We start from the raw sequence: 18,952 nt of genomic DNA, 5'->3' as shown, positions 1-18,952 counted from the left end.
TTAAGTTAAAAAAGACAGAGATACACGAATTTTTTATTTTCACTGCAAGCAAGAATGTAAAAATCGGGCAGAAGCTGGGTCAAAGAACACATTTGATTCAGTTTTTTGTATTAAGCCGGCATAATGTTTAATGTAAAGCACAGCAAAATTATTTCTATAGCGAAATATAACGAAAGATGAGTTTGACTAGAAGTATTGTTTGATTATACACTTCATAGAAGAAGTCTATTAAGTCTGAAATTTCTTAATTTCAGACCTTTTTAGGAGGTTTTTCAATATGTCAGATTATCGCGTTGAAGAAGATACTTTAGGGTCGGTTAAGATCCTAAAAACCGCTCTTTGGGGTCCCCAAACTGAACGGAGCCGGCATAATTTTCCAACTGGTCAATTTATGCCGCTGCCTATTATAAAGGCTCTGCTACAAATCAAAAGGGCTGCTGCCCGAGCCAATGTGGAAGAAGGCGTTCTTAGTAAAGAAAAGGGTGGCCTGATCATAAAAGCAATTGTTTCCTTGCTGGAGCTTTCCGATGATGAACTCTGTAAGGACTTTCCGTTAAAAGTCTATCAGACTGGTTCTGGAACTCAAACAAATATGAATGTTAACGAAGTAATTGCACATAAGGCTGCTCAAATTGATGCTGGTATCAAAATCTTGCCTAATGATGATGTCAATCATGGTCAAAGTTCAAACGATATCTTTCCCACAGCAATGAATATCACTGCCAGCGCGGCTGTTCAAAAGTTGAAAAAGTCTCTGCTGAGTTTAATTGCTGAGTTAAAGTTAAAGCAAAATGAATATTGGCGGGTGGTTAAAATCGGGCGTACTCATCTGCAGGATGCAACTCCGTTAACTTTTGGACAGGAAGTCAGCGGCTGGGTCAGCATGCTGGAACATGATTTTTCTTATCTGAAGAGCCTTGAGAGCACATTGCTCGAACTGGCAATAGGAGGAACTGCTGTTGGAACAGGACTGAATGCTGCTCCTCATTTTGCCGAGAAGGTAGCTGAAAGTATGAGCCGAGTATACGGGTTGAACTTTACCGCGGATACAAATAAATTTGCAGGTTTGGCGGCTCATTCGGGATTAAATGTTGTTCATGGTGCTATGAAGACGTTGGCAGCAGATTTAATGAAGATTGCAAATGACGTGCGCTTTTTAGCAAGCGGACCGCGTGCAGGATATGGTGAATTAAATATTCCAGCCAATGAACCAGGTTCGTCTATTATGCCTGGAAAAGTTAATCCGACTCAAGCTGAGGCAATTACTATGGCAGCTGTAAGGGTAATGGGCAATGACGTTGTAGTTGACTTGGCTTCATCGCAAGGCAATTTCGAAATGAACGTCTACAAACCTGTATTGATTGCTGCTTTCTTAGAATCAGCGAACCTGTTAACCGGAACTCTTAACGGTTTTACTGAGAAGATGATTCATGGACTGACAATTAACGCTTCCAGGATGAAAGAGCTGGTTGATAACTCGCTCATGACAGTAACAGCACTATCACCGCATATCGGGTATCATGACAGTGCAAAAATAGCACAAGAAGCGCAAAAAAACGGCAGTACCTTGCGCAAAGCCGCGTTAAAATCCGGCAAAGTAACAGCAAGCCAGTTTGATGAATGGGTTGATCCGCTGAAAATGACAAATAGTGATCAAAATCAATAAAAAGCAAAGAAGGAAGAAAATGGCACAAAAATATACTTTTCATCCGGCAGATATTGAGAACTTAAAGGAAAACTATGACTTGATTGTAATCGGTTCTGGGGCAACGGGTTTAACAGCCGCAATTCAAGCAAAAGAACTCGGCTTGAATCCTGTTGTTCTAGAAAAAATGGAGAAATTGGGCGGAAATACAACGCGTGCTTCTTCTGGAATGAACGCAGCAGAAACTGCTGTTCAATTGCAGCATCATATCGTAGATAGTTACGAAGATTTTTATGAAGACACCTTTTGCGGAGGGGGCAAGCTGAATAATAGAGAACTGTTGCGTTACTTCACGTCGCATGGTGCTTTGGCGGTAGATTGGCTGGCTGCTCACAAAATCTGCTTAGATGACATTACTATTACCGGCGGGATGAAAATCAAACGAACTCATCGTCCCAGCAGTATGGCACCGATTGGCGGTTTTTTGATTACCGGTCTGCTTAAACAGATTGAAAAGAAAAAGATACCAGTTTTCAATAATATATATGCCGACGAACTGAAGAAAACTGGTGTTGCGGTGACTGGTGTTAAAGCAATTCTGCCCAATGGAAATAAAAGGACTATCAGTGCTGGTGCAGTTATTCTTGCAACGGGTGGTTTTGGTGCCAGCAAAGAGATCATAAAGCAGTACCGTCCTGACTTAACAGCTTATAAAACCACTAATCAGCCGGGAGCAACTGGCGATGGTATTAACTTAGCAGTCCAAGCCGGTGCTGATTTGGTGGATATGAATCAGATTCAAGTTCATCCGACTGTGCAGCAAGATACAGAGCACCCGTTTTTAATCGGGGAAGCTGTTCGAGGTGAAGGTGCAATTTTAGTTGATGCAACGGGAAAAAGGTTTGTCAACGAACTGGATACACGCAAGAATGTAACGAAGGCGATTAATAAGCTGCCTGAGAAAAAAGCCTATTTGATTTTAGACAGCGAAATTCGGCAGCATGTTAAAGCGATCGACTTTTATGACCATATTGGTTTGGTTATTCACGGGGATTCGCTGGCTCAGTTGGCTGCAAACATTAAAGCTGATTCTGATAGTTTAGAAAAAACGGTGGTTAGTTGGAATACTTATGTGCCTGCAAAAAAAGACCCTGACTTTGGAAGAAAGACAGGAATGGACAGGAAAATTTCTCAAAAACCGTTTTTTGCAATTCATATCGCTCCAGCAGTCCATTATACAATGGGCGGTGTAAGGGTCGATTCGAAGACCCATGTGTTGACTGAAGCTGGGGAACCTATAGCAGGATTATTTGCCGGAGGAGAAGTTGCCGGAGGACTTCACGGTAATAATCGAATTGGCGGCAATTCGATTGCTGAAACCGTGGTTTTTGGCCGCCAAGCAGGCGAACAGGCTTATAAGTATATCCGAAAGCTGAAAAGCTAATACAGTAAAAAAACGGAACCTGCTGGAATAGCGCCGCAAGTATTATTTCAAAAAGAGCTGGTAGACATTACGCTGATCTTTGGAATCATCATTCATATACACGATGCCCGAATAAGAAAAACCAGATTTTTTTATAAGATGCTGCATTCTTTTGTTTGTTTCATGGGTGTCAATCCTAATTTCATTGAAACCAAGTCTGTATGCTGCACTGAATAAACCGCTGAAGAAAAAGTCCGCTAAGTGCTGGCCGTGATACTGCGGATTAATTGTGATTCTGTGAATTGTAGCATAATTTTTATTTGAACTTGGATTTTTCTGCCATGTGCCCTGATAGATCTTGTAGTAATTGGGATCCTCTTCTTGAAAAAGGGTTGCTGCTCCGGCAATCTGGTTGTCAACAAGCAACAGGTAGGTATAACCTTTTTGTACATCGGTTTTTACTATAGCAGGATCAGGGTAATTGCCTTGCCATTGGGGAATTCCATCAGCGGCCAGTAGCTTTTTGCCTAAGCCGATTAGTTTAACGATTGCAGGAACATCCCGCAAGTGAGCTTGTTTAATAAAAATTGTTGGCATTGAAAAGCCTTCTTTCTTTTATAATTATCTGATTATAGTGAAATGTAAAAAGCGGAATACCATCATGCAGCTGCTTTTTTCAATATTTACTATTTTTTAAATGCTACCACGTTTTTTGATACAAAAATAGATAAAACCGATTAACAGCTAAAAAATGTGGCAATTAAGCAAAAGTTTTTCATTATCAAGCAAAACATAATATACGCGATACACTGATTTAATGACCCATCATCGTCAGATGAAAAAACAGCTGTCGCGGGGTGCCAGCACAGGTACTGAATAAAAAAGAGAGCTTGAGTCAAAAGTTACAATTTTGATTCAAGCTCTCTTTTAGTCTGTAATATATGCATTAACGTGTTTCAATGATCGGCTTTCTTCACTTAACCAGCTGCTCAAAGCCTAATGGCTATTAACACATACTCTTTAATTCATCTTGTGAACAAATTAGTTATAATTTGCTGACAACTTCTGCCGCTTTATCCAAATAATTTGCATAGCGTGCCATTGCAAACAAATAATCTGATAACCTATTCAAGTAACTCATAAGAGCAGGAGACAATTCTTGTTTTTTATTAAGTGATACGGCACTTCTTTCAGCACGACGTGCCAGTGTCCGACCGTATTGAAGGGCTGCACCCGTTTGCTTTCCTCCAGGAAGGATAAACTCATGGATTTGCGGTACTGTATTCATAAAGTGATCAATCTTTTTTTCCAAGTCTGCCGTGTCCGCAGCAGTAATTGCAGCATGGTGCTTAATGCAGATGTCTGCTTGCAGAAAGTATAGTTTTTTTTGTACGTTTTGCAACTCAGAAAGTAACTTTTGACAGTTAGGCGAAAGCAGAGTAACCGTAAAGCCTAACCATGCCTGCAGTTCATCCAGATCTCCAAGAGCAGTAATTTGCGGGTCGTATTTTGGAACCATTTTACCTGAAACTTGTTTAGTCTGACCCTTATCACCGACTTTAGTATAAATTTTCAAAAAATCAGTCTCCTTTATTTTGTAGCCAGATAATGTGCCGTCAACTTTTTCAAAGGCTGGTACAGTAAAGGATAAAAGAAAAAGTTGCCCAGCGCATGGTAGGTATCAAAGAGTATTCCATTGAGATAATATGCCCAAAAAAATGACAGACCGCCAAAAACTGACATTCCCAAACTGACGATCAAGCCGTATTCAAAACCCATCAGGACACTTAAGAATGTTTGCAGCATAACATTGTTTTTTACTGGGAGTAATTTTTCCAGCAGTGCAATTGTCATAACAACCAGTATATAAGCAGTTATTTGAGGGAATGTCCAAAAGCCGAATCCCAGAATCAGGTTTGAAAGAAGTATCGTAGTAACAGCAAGCGGTAAGCTGTAACTGAGCCCCAAAAATATTGTAGTCATTATTAAAATATCGGTGACAGGCTGAACATTCGGCACAGGTACTTTAATGATTCTGGTGGCTACGCAAAGCGCACTGAGCAGAGCAATCAGAGTGATCTTGTGCAGATCAGCTTTTTGACTCGAATGAAGGCACCTTGGCCGTTTCATTTTTCTGTACTGAGATTAAAAACAACTTTATCATGGTTAGCCAATTTCTCACTTGAGGCTCCCTTTGTGGCTGCCTTGCCGTTTACAGAATATGTCCAGTACTTACTTTTTTTAGCGTTTTGACTGTGCTTATCAATCTTAGTAACAAAACCCTTTTTTTCTTGGACATGCCATGATTTTTTCAAGCCGCTCAATACAGACGAATGCGCTTTGAGCGTTATTTTTTTATGCGCAAAGGTGCGATTACTGTTTTTAAGCTGGTATGTAACTGCGATCTTCTTTGCCGAAGCTGCAGCATGAACTGGGTTGGAATTTTCATAGCTGAACAGCGCACCTAAACTGAATAATACTAATAAAAATTTGCTGATTTTTTTAAACATTTATCCTTACTCCCTTTTTTGCTGATTTTACCTAACAGGACAAGCTCCACTGGCACAATCGCTTTGTGCCACTAGCGTTGCATCCTTTTGATCATGGTTATTATTTTGCTGCGCAAAAACGCGTGCAACATCTCCGGTTATCCGGTTTTGCATTTTTTCATAAACTTCCTTATTGATCGGTTCTTTAGGCGCCTGTTTAAATTCTCCACCGCTATAAGGCAGCATGGAAGTCGACTTAGTAATAAAGCGGTATTGGTAAAGAAGCTTGGCGATCTGTTTTGTTTCCTGCGGCTGAAAGGTGATGGTGCAGCTGACTGCATTATCAGACCAGTAAGTTTGCAGAAATGCTTGGGTTGCAAATTGTTCTGCAATTGAAACATTTCCTGCAGAGGCAAAATGCGGATCGTCTGCATTGACTGCTTTAAGCGGAAATTCAACACACATTGTATTTTTAGTATAAACATCAGGTTCTATGTGATATCCGCAGGCTTTTAAAGCAGGCAGAAGCGGATCATTATTTTGAAATCTAATACGTTGAATCAGGTAACCTGCATAATGGAAATGCATTCCTTCTGACATTCCTGCTAATTTTGCAACTGTTCCGGAAGGCTTAACAGTGGTTAATTTACATGAAGGCTGGCAGCCGAGTTTTGCTGAATATTGCAGATCTTCTTGTTTAACTGCTTGGTAAAACTGGTTTACACGGGTAATGGCAGCCGAGTTATAAAGCGGCTTTTTTAGTACAGCTCCTGTCTGTTTATCTGTAAATTCTTTGAAACCTGTAACGACTCTTTTGCCGAATTCGGTTAAAAGCCAATCTTGAATCCCAGACATGGAAATGCCAATTCGTCTGTTATGCTGAATTACATTCCGTGAGATTTCCCAATCATATTTACTAAAGGTTACTCGCTTTGCGTAACGCGCTGCCAAGCCAAAGACTTTTTCAAGTTTCCAACCTTGTTTTTGTGCGATATAAGGAAAGACTTCGAACAGATTGCAAGGCTCTCCGTTGCTGAGTGAGATCTCTCCGCAAGGATTAGTACCCTCAACATCATTATCAATACCAGGTTGAAGACCATCAATGCTTCTGCCATAGTTCTGTGACAGTTCAAGGTTGACGATGCCGGGTTCTCCATTATGAATTAATGAATCTGCAATCGGTGCATAATCTTTAAACTTAGAGTCGACTGCAACGCTGTTATTTGAAGCCCAACGGTGATGATAAAGTTTTTCTTTATCCTGTTTCATTGTGATAAAGGCATGATCATCAGCGCTACCTAAAGCTAATTCAGCCGACCTGCGTACATTTCCGGCAACAACAGCTTTACCGATTAAATTACCGATGTCTGTACAATCAACTGCTGTAAGCTTGGCTCCTTGAGCAGCATTTAAAACCTGGTTGACATCCTGAAGCATTTCAATCAGCGGCATGGGACCTGAAGCAGTTCCCCCGAACCCGTTAATTCTGCTGCCTTGGGGCCGGACAGCTGTCATATCTAAAACAACACGGTTGGTTTTGGGAAGTGTATCTGATACAAAGTGAAAATCAATCAAGCAGGCAAGTGCTAAGACCCAGCCCTCTCTTGTATCGGGAACCTTATAGCAATAAGCTTGTTCAGTATTATTCTTTGCATTCCAAGCATCACGATCCAGTGCTCCTAGGTTTAATGAATCATTGTATGATTTACTTTTTTTACTAATCAAAATTGTGAGATCAACTTTACGATCAACCTTAGGAATCTGTGCAATATTTTTTTTAACAACAGAAAAGCCGACACCGCCGCCTTTCATCAGTTGGTCAAACATAAAAGCAAATGGCATTGAAACTGTCTTTTGCTTCTTATTAAGGTATGCAGGAACAATGTGGCTATCCCCGTATGCTTGAGGACGAATGGCAATAAACCAGCAGTTATTAAGTGCATCACCATTTCTATACTGATAATCGGTTCCTGAGATCCAGAGGTTTCGGCCGGAAGGCGTTGCTGCTAAGCCGTAGATCAGCTTATAAAGGTCTTGTGCTTCTGCAGTAAGCTCATGATAAACGGAATCAGCTGAAGTAGGTGATTTCAAGCGCGGATCAAGATTAATGTTCCCCTCAACAACTCTTTTGACGGTTTCCGACCAATCCTCAGTTCGTTGTGCTTCAGGAAGCCAGCGCGCATAAGTTCTTTTATAAGTTACCCAGCCCAGTTTTCCCCAGTGGGGTGTAATGGTGCTGCTTACAGTATTGATAAAGCTGTTACTGAGCGTAATTTTTTTTAGATTAATTGTATTATTCATAAGGTTTCCTCCTTTTGCACAATATATAGTAGCACCGATGGAATTTAGGCGCAATATATTGTGTAAAAGGAAAAATAAGGCTGAAAAAGCTGTAAATGCTTGAGATAGCAAAGTTTCAGGTTAAAGAGGATTTTTAAGAACATTGATTTAAAGCAATTTACAGTAATTGCTTAGAAAATGATTGTGTGCGACTTAATTTAAGAACATCCAATTGAAACAGTTTGCAGATATTCGGAATTTTTGAATAGGTCGTTTCCAAGTAGAAAAGCAGATTAAACATATTAATATAGAATACGCAAAAAATCAGGAAACATGAAAGTGGGCCAGTAGTCGTTAGGTTTTGAGCATTAACTGCAAATTATGAACACAGTCTGAATTTTGACTATGAGTAATTCGCGGTTAAGCTGACTATTGAAACATGTTAACGCGTACATTGCAGATTAAAACAGAGGTACTGATGGAAGTGCAGTTATTAACTTGAGCCGTTTTGATTGTTGAAGTTCATAAAATACCTGTTTCAATGACTCAGACAGTTAATAGTTTTAAATGGTTATTTTATTGAAAGACCAGTTTTTGTAAAAGTGCCTCCCATTGTTTGATTATCAAAGGCAGCTGAAATGATTCAGCTCGCTGAGTAGCAATTTTACTCCAGTGCTGCCGCAAGACAATATTTTTCAATAAAGGAGATAATTTGACAAAGAATTCTGTCACATCATGATCAGAAGTCAGTATTCCAAATTTTCCACCTTGGAGGTACTCTTGTGCACCAGTGTTCCACATACTAATAATTGGCAAGCCGCAATCCATGGCTTCCCCAATTACCAATGGAAGACCTTCCCATCTAGAGGCCATTGCAAAAATTGAGGCATTTTGATAATGTTCTTGCAATTCCTGATCAGTCAGCGCACCAGTAAGAATTACTTTATGCGAAAGCTGTTCTTGCTTGATAATGGTTTGTACTTTTTCTTTTTCTGGCCCGTTTCCTGCAATTCTTATCTGCCAAGGCTGCGGCAAACGCTTCCCCACTTTCAAAAGAAGATCTATCCCTTTATGCTGAATGTCTAGGCGGCAGACTACTGCAATGATTGGTTTTGTTAAATTTGAATGTTTTTTTGCGCTCAGAGTTACAGGGTTATAAATCTTTAAAGTCTGATTATTATGCTGGGAGAACTTTTTCAGATCATGCTCAGTTAAAACGACAAGTGCATCTACGGTATTTAAGCCTGCGATAAATTCTGGAAGCATGTCCTTATAATAACTGTCATGGTAAGTCTCATAGTTGTTGTGCATCCAAGAAATCAGTTTTACTTTAGGCAGATGCTGTTTTAGCAAAGGAGCAAAACTGGTAAAAAGTCCAGCGTTAAGGACAGCAACATCAATTTGTTTTTCTTTTATAGTGGCAATCAAGTCACTAATCTGTTGCGCAAATTTTTCCAGAGGATGATCAGCACGGAAGCTTTTTCCGGTGTTTATGGGATGAAGAGCATACAATAGTGGCGCTTCCAAGTGGAAAAATGAATCGAGCGTTGATAACGAATAATAAAAGACCTGATGTTTTTTTGCTAGTTCATTGCCGACTACAGTTGCAACTCGTTTAACACCATCCATTATCAGGTTTTCAGTACATATTAAGATATTCATGATTAATTTTCACTCCTTAATGTGAAACATAGCCGAGATACAGACAGCGCCTATAATTACCATGATAATAACATTTTTCTATAGACAGCGCTTACAAAACGGCTTTTAAAGAAGAATATCGGTTGCTTTTGGAAAATGTACCAGCGGATGTTGCTAGTATAAATGGACATAAAAATGGTTAAAACAGGTAAACTGAAAATAAGCAGTGAAACCCAAAAAAGAAAACTTGTTTTGGGTTTCACTGCTTATTTATACTTGGTTCTTGAACTATTGTCAGCCTAAAAAACTATTCTGGAAGTGCTGTTAATAAAGGCTTTGCATCACTACCTGCAAGCGGCATATAATCTGAACCGATTGTCTTTTTGTCTAAAACTAGTTTGTAATTATGATCCAATCCTTCTACTAGTGACCGTAAATTATTAAGCTGTTCGGATTCAAAACGGTTAAAAGAAAAGTTGCGTTGGCGTTTCATAGCTTCTTCAATATCTTTATTGAAAATAACATCTAAAAAATGACCATTTGCAGAATTTGAAAGCCGCCATTCGGTATTTTTGCCTGCGCGTGCCTCCGTTTTTTCGATCACTGTATTGTCCATGAGAAAATCCTCCTTTTAAATCTAGTTGAATTATAGGTATACATTATCACTTAATAAAGCGCTTTACAATTATATAAGAACAAATAATTATATATTGGTATAATTAATTATTATTGCTTATAGTTAAGCTGTAGTAAGTTTTGATAAGCAAAAATCCTCATTTTGAATGTATTGGTATTTTTTTGTCAATGGTGTATATTTAACGTGTACCAATGTTTACGGTACCGCTAACAATTTAATGTTAATATATGCCAAGGGAGATTTCAAGTATGTCGTATACACAGGAATTATTGCGGGAAAAATTTCCCTCAAAGCAAGATGTGATCACTGAAATTACCAACTTAGAGGCAATTTTAAATTTACCAAAAGCAACCGAGCATTTTGTCAGCGATCTGCATGGTGAATATAATGCTTTTGATCATATCCTGAGAAACGGTTCCGGCAACATTAAGCAAAAAATTATTGAAAATTTAGGGGGCAGACTGACTCCTAAAAACATCCAAGGATTTGCCACCTTGATTTACTATCCAGAAGATAAAATTACGTTTCAAAAAGAAAATATAAAAGAAAAAGACGGCCTTGCCCAATGGTATTTGGATACAATTGCACGTTTAATAGAGTTGTTGAAGATTACTGCTACAAAGTATACGAGATCCAAAGTCAGAAAAGCGATGAATCCCAACTTTGTCTATATTACTGAAGAATTACTGTATAATGATCAGCAGGAACCTGACAAACGCAACTACTATAATAAGATCTTGCGGAATCTGGTCGATCTCGAGCAAGCTGATAAGTTCATTACGGCAACGTGCTATACGATTCAACGCCTAGTTGTAGATCATCTGCATGTAATTGGCGATATTTATGACAGAGGTCCTGCGCCGGACAAGATAATGGAAACTTTAATGGCCTATCATTCTCTTGATATTCAGTGGGGGAACCACGATGTTTTGTGGCTGGGTGCGGCCTCAGGATCTGCTTTGTGTTTGATGAACCTACTGCGGATCTGTGCTCGTTATAATAATCTATCTATCATCGAAGATGCTTATGGGATTAATCTGCGGCATCTTTCGATGTTTGCAGAAAAAAACTATAAAGACATTGCTGCATTTCGGCCTAAAACAGTTGAAGATGCTTCCTTTATTCTTCCAGATGAGAAGAAACAGATTACCCAGATTCACCAAGCAGTAACAATTATACAATTTAAACTTGAAGGACAATTATGCCAGCGCAGGCCTGAGTTTAAACTTCAGGATCTGCCGCTGCTTGAAAAAATTGATTGGAAGAAAAAAGAAGTTTTATTAGAGGGCAACAAGTATCCCCTTATAAATACTTGTTTTGCAACAGTAGATCCACAAAACCCTTATGAATTAAATGCTGAAGAGTTAGAGATTACCCGTTCATTATTATATTCTTTCATGCATGCAGCAAAATTACGCCGTCATCTAGATTTTTTGATGCGCAAGGGTAGTATGTATAAATGCTATAACGGCAACTTGCTTTTTCATGGTTGTATTCCTGTAGAAAAAGATGGGAAATTCCAAAGCTTTAATTACCAAGGAAAGGAATTTAAGGGACGTTCTTTACTTGATTTTTGTGAAAAAGAATTGCGTAAGGCCTATGCACATCCTGAAATAACTGATGATTTTGCAACCGATATGACATGGTATCTCTGGCAAGGACCGCTTTCGCCGCTTTTTGGAAAACATGCAATGACAACATTTGCGCGTTATTTTGTGGCAGAACCGCACACACACACTGAGCGTAAAAATGCTTACTTTGCATTGCGTAAAGAAGAATGGTTCTGCCGTAAGCTGATGTCTGAATTTTCTTTAGACCCAGAAACGGGTTACGTGATTAATGGACATACACCTGTTAAAAAGGGACAACAGCCGATTTTGGCCAATAAAAAAATGATTGTAATTGATGGCGGGTATTCAAAGGCGTATCAACCTACAACTGGAATTGGTGGCTATACTTTGCTTTATAATTCTTATGGGGTACAGCTGGTTACACATCATCCCTTTACCTCAAGAGAAGATGCGATCAAAAATGGACGGGATATTATTTCTACCAAACGTGTTGTTAATCAGGAAATTAAAAGACAGACGGTTGCAGATACCGACATTGGCAAGCAGATTAAAGAAAACTTGCAGATGCTGCGTGAGTTATTGAAGGAATATGATAGCTGAATTTAGAGTATAGTATTAACAACAAGTACTTTATAGAACACATATGAACTTTAACGCTAGTTCAAAATATTTTAAAATGAAAAATAATTTTTTAAGCTTTCAAAGCGTTTAGGAAAGAATTAAGGGACTTTGGAGTAGAATTTTTTATAGTGCTTGATGATAAAAAAGTTATAGTTGAGCGTTCTTATAACCCATATGTTATTAGTTCAACCCTGATGAACACTACTGGTAGGTTTAAGTCTGAAGAGTGTAACTGTGTTGGTTATTTTAATGAAGACAACTTTTTGAAAGAAGTTACAAGAAAATTACTGAGCAAGTTAATGTAGTAGTTGTTGCGAAAATCCAGAATTTTTTCTAGGTAGATTAAAGCTGTAAAATTTCCAGTGTTATACTGGTATAAATAGTAGTGTCTGCTGTTGGCTTGGCAGTAGATTTAAAAAGCAATGTATATGAAACAGGAAATGAATGGAAGGCTGATTCAATAATATTTACTGATATCTGAAGTTTTCAGCGACATTGATATACTAATAGGGCGCTATAAAGAAATGTGTTAAATAATTGAAGCCAAAATTTGATGCTAAAATATGCAAAAAGAAAGTGTTTACATTAATTTGTGAATGCTTTTTTATTATAAAATATTCAGCAGCATCAATACAAAGGCTTGTGGACTGTGGGCATATGCAGGAACGCTACTTTGCTTATAGTATCTTCTTATGGATTTTGGAACTTTTATAAATGTTCGAAAAATGCTTAGGCAGATAAACTTTGCTAATTTTTTAGCAGTTTTCATACTGTTATTTTTGAATAAATTTTTAAGTTTTTTAATTAGCTGAAACGTTTAAGGTCACTTTACATATTTTTAAAGCAATGTAACATACTAGTGATTAAACCAACAAAAAGACCTAATGTTGAAGCCTGAAATGAAACCCTAACACCCCAAAGAATAGCTGTGATAGAAGGACTATTTGTTAAACGATACGAATGAACAAAAATGGAGAAATTTCTGTCCAATACAGAAATTTCCCCAAATGTTAAAGCTGGTTAAAATAGTTAACTTTTTTATAATACTTTATTTTTTCCCAACTTCTTTGTTGCTATGTTTTTATTACTGACCTACAGTCTTCTTATTTTTGCAAAGCAGCTACTGTCGAATTAAATCATAGTTGCTTAAAGGGCCTGTTATCACCCATTTAAATTATTCAAACAAATATGCTCTTGTTTCATACGCTCTGAATTTTGTACCTGTATCGTTTCCATAATTAGAAATTAATAGCTTGTCAGCATTCGCTTGATCATAATCTCGAGATACTGTTTTATCGGTGAAGTTGCTGATAACCAGCAAAGTCTTACCTTTGTAATTCCGTTTGTAAGCGTACACTTCAGCATCTTGAGGGTCAATTTCTTCAAAATGTCCATATTTGATGATGTCACTTTCATGACGCAGCTTGATCAACTTTTGATAGTAGTAAAAGACGGACTCTTTATCGTCTAATTCTTCCTCAACGTTTAATTCCTTATAATTAGGGTTTAACGCAAACCAAGGATTAACAGCTGAAAAGCCGCCATTTTTATCCGCGTTCCATTGCATTGGAGTCCGACCGTTATCGCGAGACATATTTGCCAGATAGTTTAACATTTTTTTGCCATCAACGATTTTCTTTTGCTCGACTAATTCATGATAGGCATTGATTGATTCCAAATCTTCATACTGGTCTAAGCTAGTGTAATGAGCATTGGTCATCCCCAGTTCTTCACCCTCAAAAACAAAAGGTGTTCCTTGCATCATATGCAGCGTGGTTCCCAACATTTCGGCTGAACGAACCTTGAATTCAGCACTATCATTGCCAAAGCGTGATACGGCTCGTGGTTGATCATGGTTATTCCAATATAGACTATTCCAGCCTTTACCATCAAGTGCTTTTTGCCAACGATTTAAGGCTTTCTTTAATTCTGGTAGTTTGACAGGCTCATCGTTCCACTTATCGAGGCGAACATCAGGATTAGGACTTAGTGAGACATGCTCGAACTGAAAAACCATGTTAAGTTCATGACTCTCAAATCCTGTGTATTTAATAGCATCTTTTGGAGTTGAACCCGGCATTTCACCAACTGTCATGACGTCATAGTGTGAAAGAACCTCATCGTTCATCTGTCTTAAGAACTCATTTAGCCGAGGCCCGTCAGCAACAAAACCTAAAGTTGTTCCGGCAGTGGCGGTTCCTGGGATATCAGGAAGTCCTTGCGGCTTAGAAATCAAATTGATAACGTCCATTCTAAAACCGTCGACACCTTTATCCAGCCAAAACCTCATAATGTCCCAAACAGCCTCGCGAACTTCTGGATTATCCCAGTTCAGATCAGGCTGGCCGGGAGCAAAGAGATGAAGGTAATACTGTTTTCTAGCAGGCACATATGTCCATGCTGAGCCTCCGAAAGCAGCATTCCAATTATTGGGTTCATGGCCATCAACCGGGTCACGCCAGATATAGTAATCAGTATACTTGTTATCTTTAGCTTTTTTACTTTCTTGGAACCATACGTGCTGGTCAGAGGTATGGTTAACAACCAAGTCCATTAATAATTTCATTCCGTGTTTGTGTGTTTCCTTTAAAAGATTATCAAAATCGTTAATTGTGCCATAGGTAGAATTGATTTGCTTATAATCTGCAATATCATAGCCGTTATCTCTATTAGGAGACTTGTAAATCGGGTTCAGCCAAAGAACGTCAACTCCAAGTTTCTTTAAGTATGGCAGGCGCTGAGTAATCCCGTTTAAATCACCAATTCCATCGTTGTTGCTGTCTTGAAAACTCATAGGGTAAATTTGATAGACTACCGAGTCTTGAAACCAGTTATTATTCTTCATTTTGAAAATAACCTCCATATTAAGTATAGTTTATACTATTTTTTAAATTTTGAGTGTACAAATTTGACACTGATTGCTGCCAATAATAGCGAAATTCCGCCTACTAAAAACATTGCCGGCATTGAGTGGCCCACTAATGGAAAAATCCAAAAACTAGCAACTGAAGCGCAAATCTGCGGCAGACAGATACTGCAATTAAATAATCCTAGATAAGATCCTTCATGCTGACCGTTTAAAGCCTCAGTTAAAAGAGAAAAAGGCTGTGTATTTATGGCTAAGTAGGCAATACCGATTAAACAAAAAGGAATAATCATTACCCATTTATTATGGATAAAATAGATCATGAAGTAGCCAATTGCGCCAGTTGAAAGGCCTAATGAATACCAGAATTTCCTAGTATTTGGTTTAGTCCTAGCTTGAACCAGAATTCCCCAAAGGACGGCAGCAACGGACATAATACAGGTTAAAACGCCATACCAGTTGCCGGCAGCTTGATATCCAGCAGAAGAGGGGTCACTGGTATGCCAAACATTTAGTGAAATAGCTCCAGTTGAATATGTCCATAAATATAAGATTGCAAACCAAGAAAAGAATTGAACAATTGAGGTTTCCCAAAAAGTGCTTGGAGCGTTTTTTAATAACTGCACTAAACTGGGAGCTTTTTTTTGTTGACTGGCTAAATCAATATTATGGTATTTTGCGTATGTTTCCGGATCGTATTCGCGAACCTTGAGAATAGTTAATGCCGATGAGGCTAGCAAAACTACAGCGGCGACATAAAAAGCAATCTTTACTGTCAGGGGAACTTCACCCTTTGGGGCGGTATTTGAAATGCCCAAAACTGTTAAAACAAACGGAATCATTGTAGCCAAGACACCGCCTAAGTTAGAAAAGGATTGTTGCCATGACCAAGCCAAGTCTTTCTGATTCTCATTAACCATATCACCAATAATCATCCTGAAAGGCTGCATACAAACGTTAGATGTCAAATCCATAAAGAGCGTCGCGATGGCACCGAAACATAGAGCCGCAAAAGATGCATATCCGAATCCGAACGATCCAGCGTTTGGCAGCAATACTAAAACAATAGCTGCAGCAGGCGCACCAAGCAATAAGTAGGGCATCCGGCGACCAAAACGATTCCATGTACGATCAGAATATTTACCGATGATAGGTTGAATTATCATGCCAGCCAGTGGCGGCAAAATGAAGAAAAACCCTAATTTATTAGGATCAGCTCCAATTGTTTGAAAAATTCGTCCTAATTGTGAAGACTGCAAAGAAAAGGCCATGTTAACACCGAAAAAACCGAATGTCATAGCAAACAATGTTGATAACCTCAACTTTGGAAGTTCGCTGCTTTTTCCTATTTTACTTTTTTCTTTTTTGTGAACGCTTTCGTTATTGCCAGGAATAACACGGGCTTCACCTGATTCTGACACCATACTTACCCCTCCTCTAAAAGATTTACTCACTTCAACAACTAAAGACTATCACAAAAAGAAAACGTTTGCAATGGCTTATTGACGGCTTAGTAATCGTTTACTTAAAAAACGGTAACTATGTGTTACAATGATACTACGATGGATTTTTTGGGGGGAAAAGGTTATGGGGGTAACTATCAAAGATATTGCTAAGCAAGCAAACGTTTCAATTGCTACTGTCTCACGAATTTTGTCAAATAAAACTGAATTCAATTCTAAAAGTACGATCAGGAAAGTGAAAAGAATAGCGAAAGAATTGGGTTATAGTAAAAACACTGCAGCAGTTGAACTTGTTACCAGGTCAAGCAAGGTCTTGGCTGTTGTCATCACGGCGACTAAAACTAACTTTTCGATGCAAATAATTGATGGTATTCATGAGGAAGCTTACAAGCATGGGTTGAATGTTATCATCATTTATGCTGGTGAGAACGACCCTAAGCGCCAATACGAAGCAATTAAAACAATCACTGAAAGGTCAGTGAAGGGAATATTGCTATTGGCTTTGGATCTTTCACAGGAATCTCAAACTTTGCTGATTCAATCTCAAATTCCATATATTTTTCTGTCAATTTCTAATAATCAAGGAATGCCGTACATAGATTCTGATAACTCAATGATTGGTTACCTGGCTGCTGATTATTTGATTGAAAAAGGGCATAAAAAAATAGGTTTTGCGGGGCTGGACACTGTTTCGCTTACAGCAAAAAATAGAATCAGCGGGTATAAAAAAGCTTTAGCAAAACATAACTTGACCTGCGATCCAGAATGGATAGTTAATGGATTATTTACTTATGATGATGGCGTAAATGCCATGAAGCAATATGGCACACAGCCTGAAGTTACAGCAGTTATTGCGGGAAGCGACTTAGTCGGTATTGGGCTCATGAATCAAGCTGGTGAATTTGGCTTGAAAGTGCCTGAAGATTTAGCAATAGTTACGATTGATGGGACAGATTTATGCGAGATTGTACATCCGCGTCTTACCAGTATCACCCAGTCTTTTTATAAAATCGGGGTCATGGGGGTTTTGTATTTGATAAATTATAAAAAGCAAAATGCTTATAAAAAACTGACAGAATCAGTTCTTAAAGTGCGGGAAAGCTCATAAAAAGGTATTTTAAACGCACAAAGTAGATGAATAAGTGCACGAACCTTGCGACACAAAAATTTATTTTTTGTAAATTTTACCGTTTAGCTGAAACGTTCAGGTTTTTTATGTTATTTTTAGTTAGGACAATAGAAAAAAGACGGGGTGTGTTGGTTTTGGGAGTTTGGGGAAAATTTTTGGCAAATATTAAGCTTAGGCGCACGGTTGTGCTGTTAGTCGTGATCTTTGTGTTGTATCTGATGCGCAGTATGATGAGCTTAATTTTACTGACGTTTATTTTTACGTTTTTAGTTATCAGCTTAACCACTTTTATCAGGAAGCATATTAAAATTCCTGCTCCTATGATTGTGACTATAGTATACTTGCTGATAATTGGAATCCTATATTTTGCAATCACTTTTTATCTGCCAAAGCTTTTTGTTCAGACAGAAGCGATGGTTCGGTATCTTGTTCGCTTTTATCAGCAACCTTCTGTTGATGGAAATGCGATTTTGAAATATGTCAGCAACATGATCAGTGATTCAACAATTGTGGCACAAATGAAAAACGGAGTGACACTGTTGTTGAAGTATGTGACAAGCGTAGGTACGATGGGAATTACGTTTGTTTTATCTTTAATTTTAAGCTTTTTCTTTACGATCGAAAGAAATAGGATGTCCAGTTTCTCAAAGAGCTTCTTGAGCGGCCCCAATGCATGGTTTTTCCAAGATATTTATTTCTTTGCAGAAAAGTTTGTAAATACTTTTGGAATTGTGATTGAAACGCAGTTTATTATTGCGATTGTCAACACAGTACTGACAACGATCTGTCTGGCAATTTTACAGATGCCGCAGCTATTCAGCCTCTCGCTATTGATTTTTGTTATGAGTCTGATTCCGGTGGCGGGTGTAATTATCTCGGCAATCCCAATGAGCATTATTGGTTATTCAGTAGGCGGAGTGCGTTATGTGGTTTACATTGTTATTATGCTTTTTGTAATTCATTCAATTGAAGCTTATGTTTTGAATCCTAAATTAATGTCTAATAAAACTGAGCTGCCGATCTTTTATACTTTTGTGGTACTCTTTATTTCAGAAGAACTTTTCGGTGTGTGGGGACTGATTGTCGGTATTCCGATCTTTACATTTTTATTAGACATTTTAGGGGTAAAGCCTATCAGAACACACAATAATCGTCTTAAAAATATTAAAGAAAAACTGAAATCATAA

The 18,952-nt window shown here is 38.3% G+C and carries 14 protein-coding genes; 5 read left to right on the top strand and 9 right to left on the bottom strand.

Annotated features, from left to right (window positions below):
• Window positions 1-277: 277 nt before the first annotated feature.
• Entirely contained in the window at window positions 278-1,666 is a 1,389-nt protein-coding gene (locus tag FD46_RS03170) for a class II fumarate hydratase (RefSeq protein WP_057895741.1), read from the top strand.
• Between the two features lie 19 nt (window positions 1,667-1,685).
• Entirely contained in the window at window positions 1,686-3,089 is a 1,404-nt protein-coding gene (locus FD46_RS03165; protein WP_057895740.1) for a flavocytochrome c, read from the top strand.
• Between the two features lie 42 nt (window positions 3,090-3,131).
• Here the strand turns inward: FD46_RS03165 and FD46_RS03160 are convergent, their stop codons facing one another.
• From FD46_RS03160 to FD46_RS03130, 7 genes are all read right to left on the bottom strand, one after another.
• Window positions 3,132-3,665, bottom strand: coding sequence for a GNAT family N-acetyltransferase (locus tag FD46_RS03160; protein WP_057895739.1), 534 nt, complete (start codon window positions 3,663-3,665; stop codon window positions 3,132-3,134).
• Window positions 3,666-4,113: 448 nt separating this feature from the next.
• Complete coding sequence (locus FD46_RS03155; protein WP_083479354.1) at window positions 4,114-4,644, bottom strand: cob(I)yrinic acid a,c-diamide adenosyltransferase; 531 nt, start codon at window positions 4,642-4,644, stop codon at window positions 4,114-4,116.
• Between the two features lie 14 nt (window positions 4,645-4,658).
• A complete protein-coding gene (locus FD46_RS03150) occupies window positions 4,659-5,198 on the bottom strand; it encodes an ECF transporter S component (protein ID WP_057895738.1) in 540 nt (179 codons plus the stop codon).
• On the bottom strand, window positions 5,195-5,578 hold the full coding sequence (locus tag FD46_RS03145; RefSeq protein WP_057895737.1) for a DUF4430 domain-containing protein: 384 nt from the start codon (window positions 5,576-5,578) through the stop codon (window positions 5,195-5,197). The genes FD46_RS03150 and FD46_RS03145 overlap by 4 nt, the downstream gene beginning before the upstream one ends.
• 27 nt (window positions 5,579-5,605) lie before the next feature.
• Window positions 5,606-7,858, bottom strand: a complete 2,253-nt coding sequence (gene nrdJ / locus FD46_RS03140) for a ribonucleoside-triphosphate reductase, adenosylcobalamin-dependent (RefSeq protein ID WP_057895736.1) — start codon at window positions 7,856-7,858, stop codon at window positions 5,606-5,608.
• A gap of 555 nt (window positions 7,859-8,413) precedes the next feature.
• The gene (locus FD46_RS03135; RefSeq protein ID WP_057895735.1) at window positions 8,414-9,499 is read right to left on the bottom strand and encodes a glycosyltransferase; all 1,086 of its coding nucleotides are present in this window, start codon (window positions 9,497-9,499) and stop codon (window positions 8,414-8,416) included.
• A gap of 286 nt (window positions 9,500-9,785) precedes the next feature.
• On the bottom strand, window positions 9,786-10,094 hold the full coding sequence (locus FD46_RS03130; protein WP_057895734.1) for a hypothetical protein: 309 nt from the start codon (window positions 10,092-10,094) through the stop codon (window positions 9,786-9,788).
• A 269-nt stretch (window positions 10,095-10,363) separates the two neighbouring features.
• Between FD46_RS03130 and FD46_RS03125 the strand changes: the two genes are divergently transcribed.
• Entirely contained in the window at window positions 10,364-12,286 is a 1,923-nt protein-coding gene (locus FD46_RS03125; protein ID WP_057895733.1) for a fructose-bisphosphatase class III, read from the top strand.
• Window positions 12,287-13,481: 1,195 nt separating this feature from the next.
• On the opposite strand, the gene FD46_RS03120 is transcribed toward FD46_RS03125, so the two are convergent.
• Entirely contained in the window at window positions 13,482-15,152 is a 1,671-nt protein-coding gene (locus FD46_RS03120; RefSeq protein WP_057895732.1) for a glycoside hydrolase family 13 protein, read from the bottom strand.
• A 35-nt stretch (window positions 15,153-15,187) separates the two neighbouring features.
• Window positions 15,188-16,597, bottom strand: coding sequence for an SLC45 family MFS transporter (locus FD46_RS03115; protein ID WP_057895731.1), 1,410 nt, complete (start codon window positions 16,595-16,597; stop codon window positions 15,188-15,190).
• A 163-nt stretch (window positions 16,598-16,760) separates the two neighbouring features.
• Between FD46_RS03115 and FD46_RS03110 the strand changes: the two genes are divergently transcribed.
• Complete coding sequence (locus FD46_RS03110; protein ID WP_057895730.1) at window positions 16,761-17,744, top strand: LacI family DNA-binding transcriptional regulator; 984 nt, start codon at window positions 16,761-16,763, stop codon at window positions 17,742-17,744.
• Window positions 17,745-17,899: 155 nt separating this feature from the next.
• Window positions 17,900-18,952 (top strand): AI-2E family transporter, encoded by a 1,053-nt coding sequence (locus FD46_RS03105; protein ID WP_057895872.1) that lies wholly within the window; start codon window positions 17,900-17,902, stop codon window positions 18,950-18,952.

This window comes from Liquorilactobacillus oeni DSM 19972 (genome assembly GCF_001436275.1).
In the GTDB taxonomy this organism is placed as follows: domain Bacteria; phylum Bacillota; class Bacilli; order Lactobacillales; family Lactobacillaceae; genus Liquorilactobacillus; species Liquorilactobacillus oeni.
The sequence above is the reverse complement of the archived record's forward strand: the minus strand, read 5'-3'. Positions and strand labels throughout refer to the sequence as shown.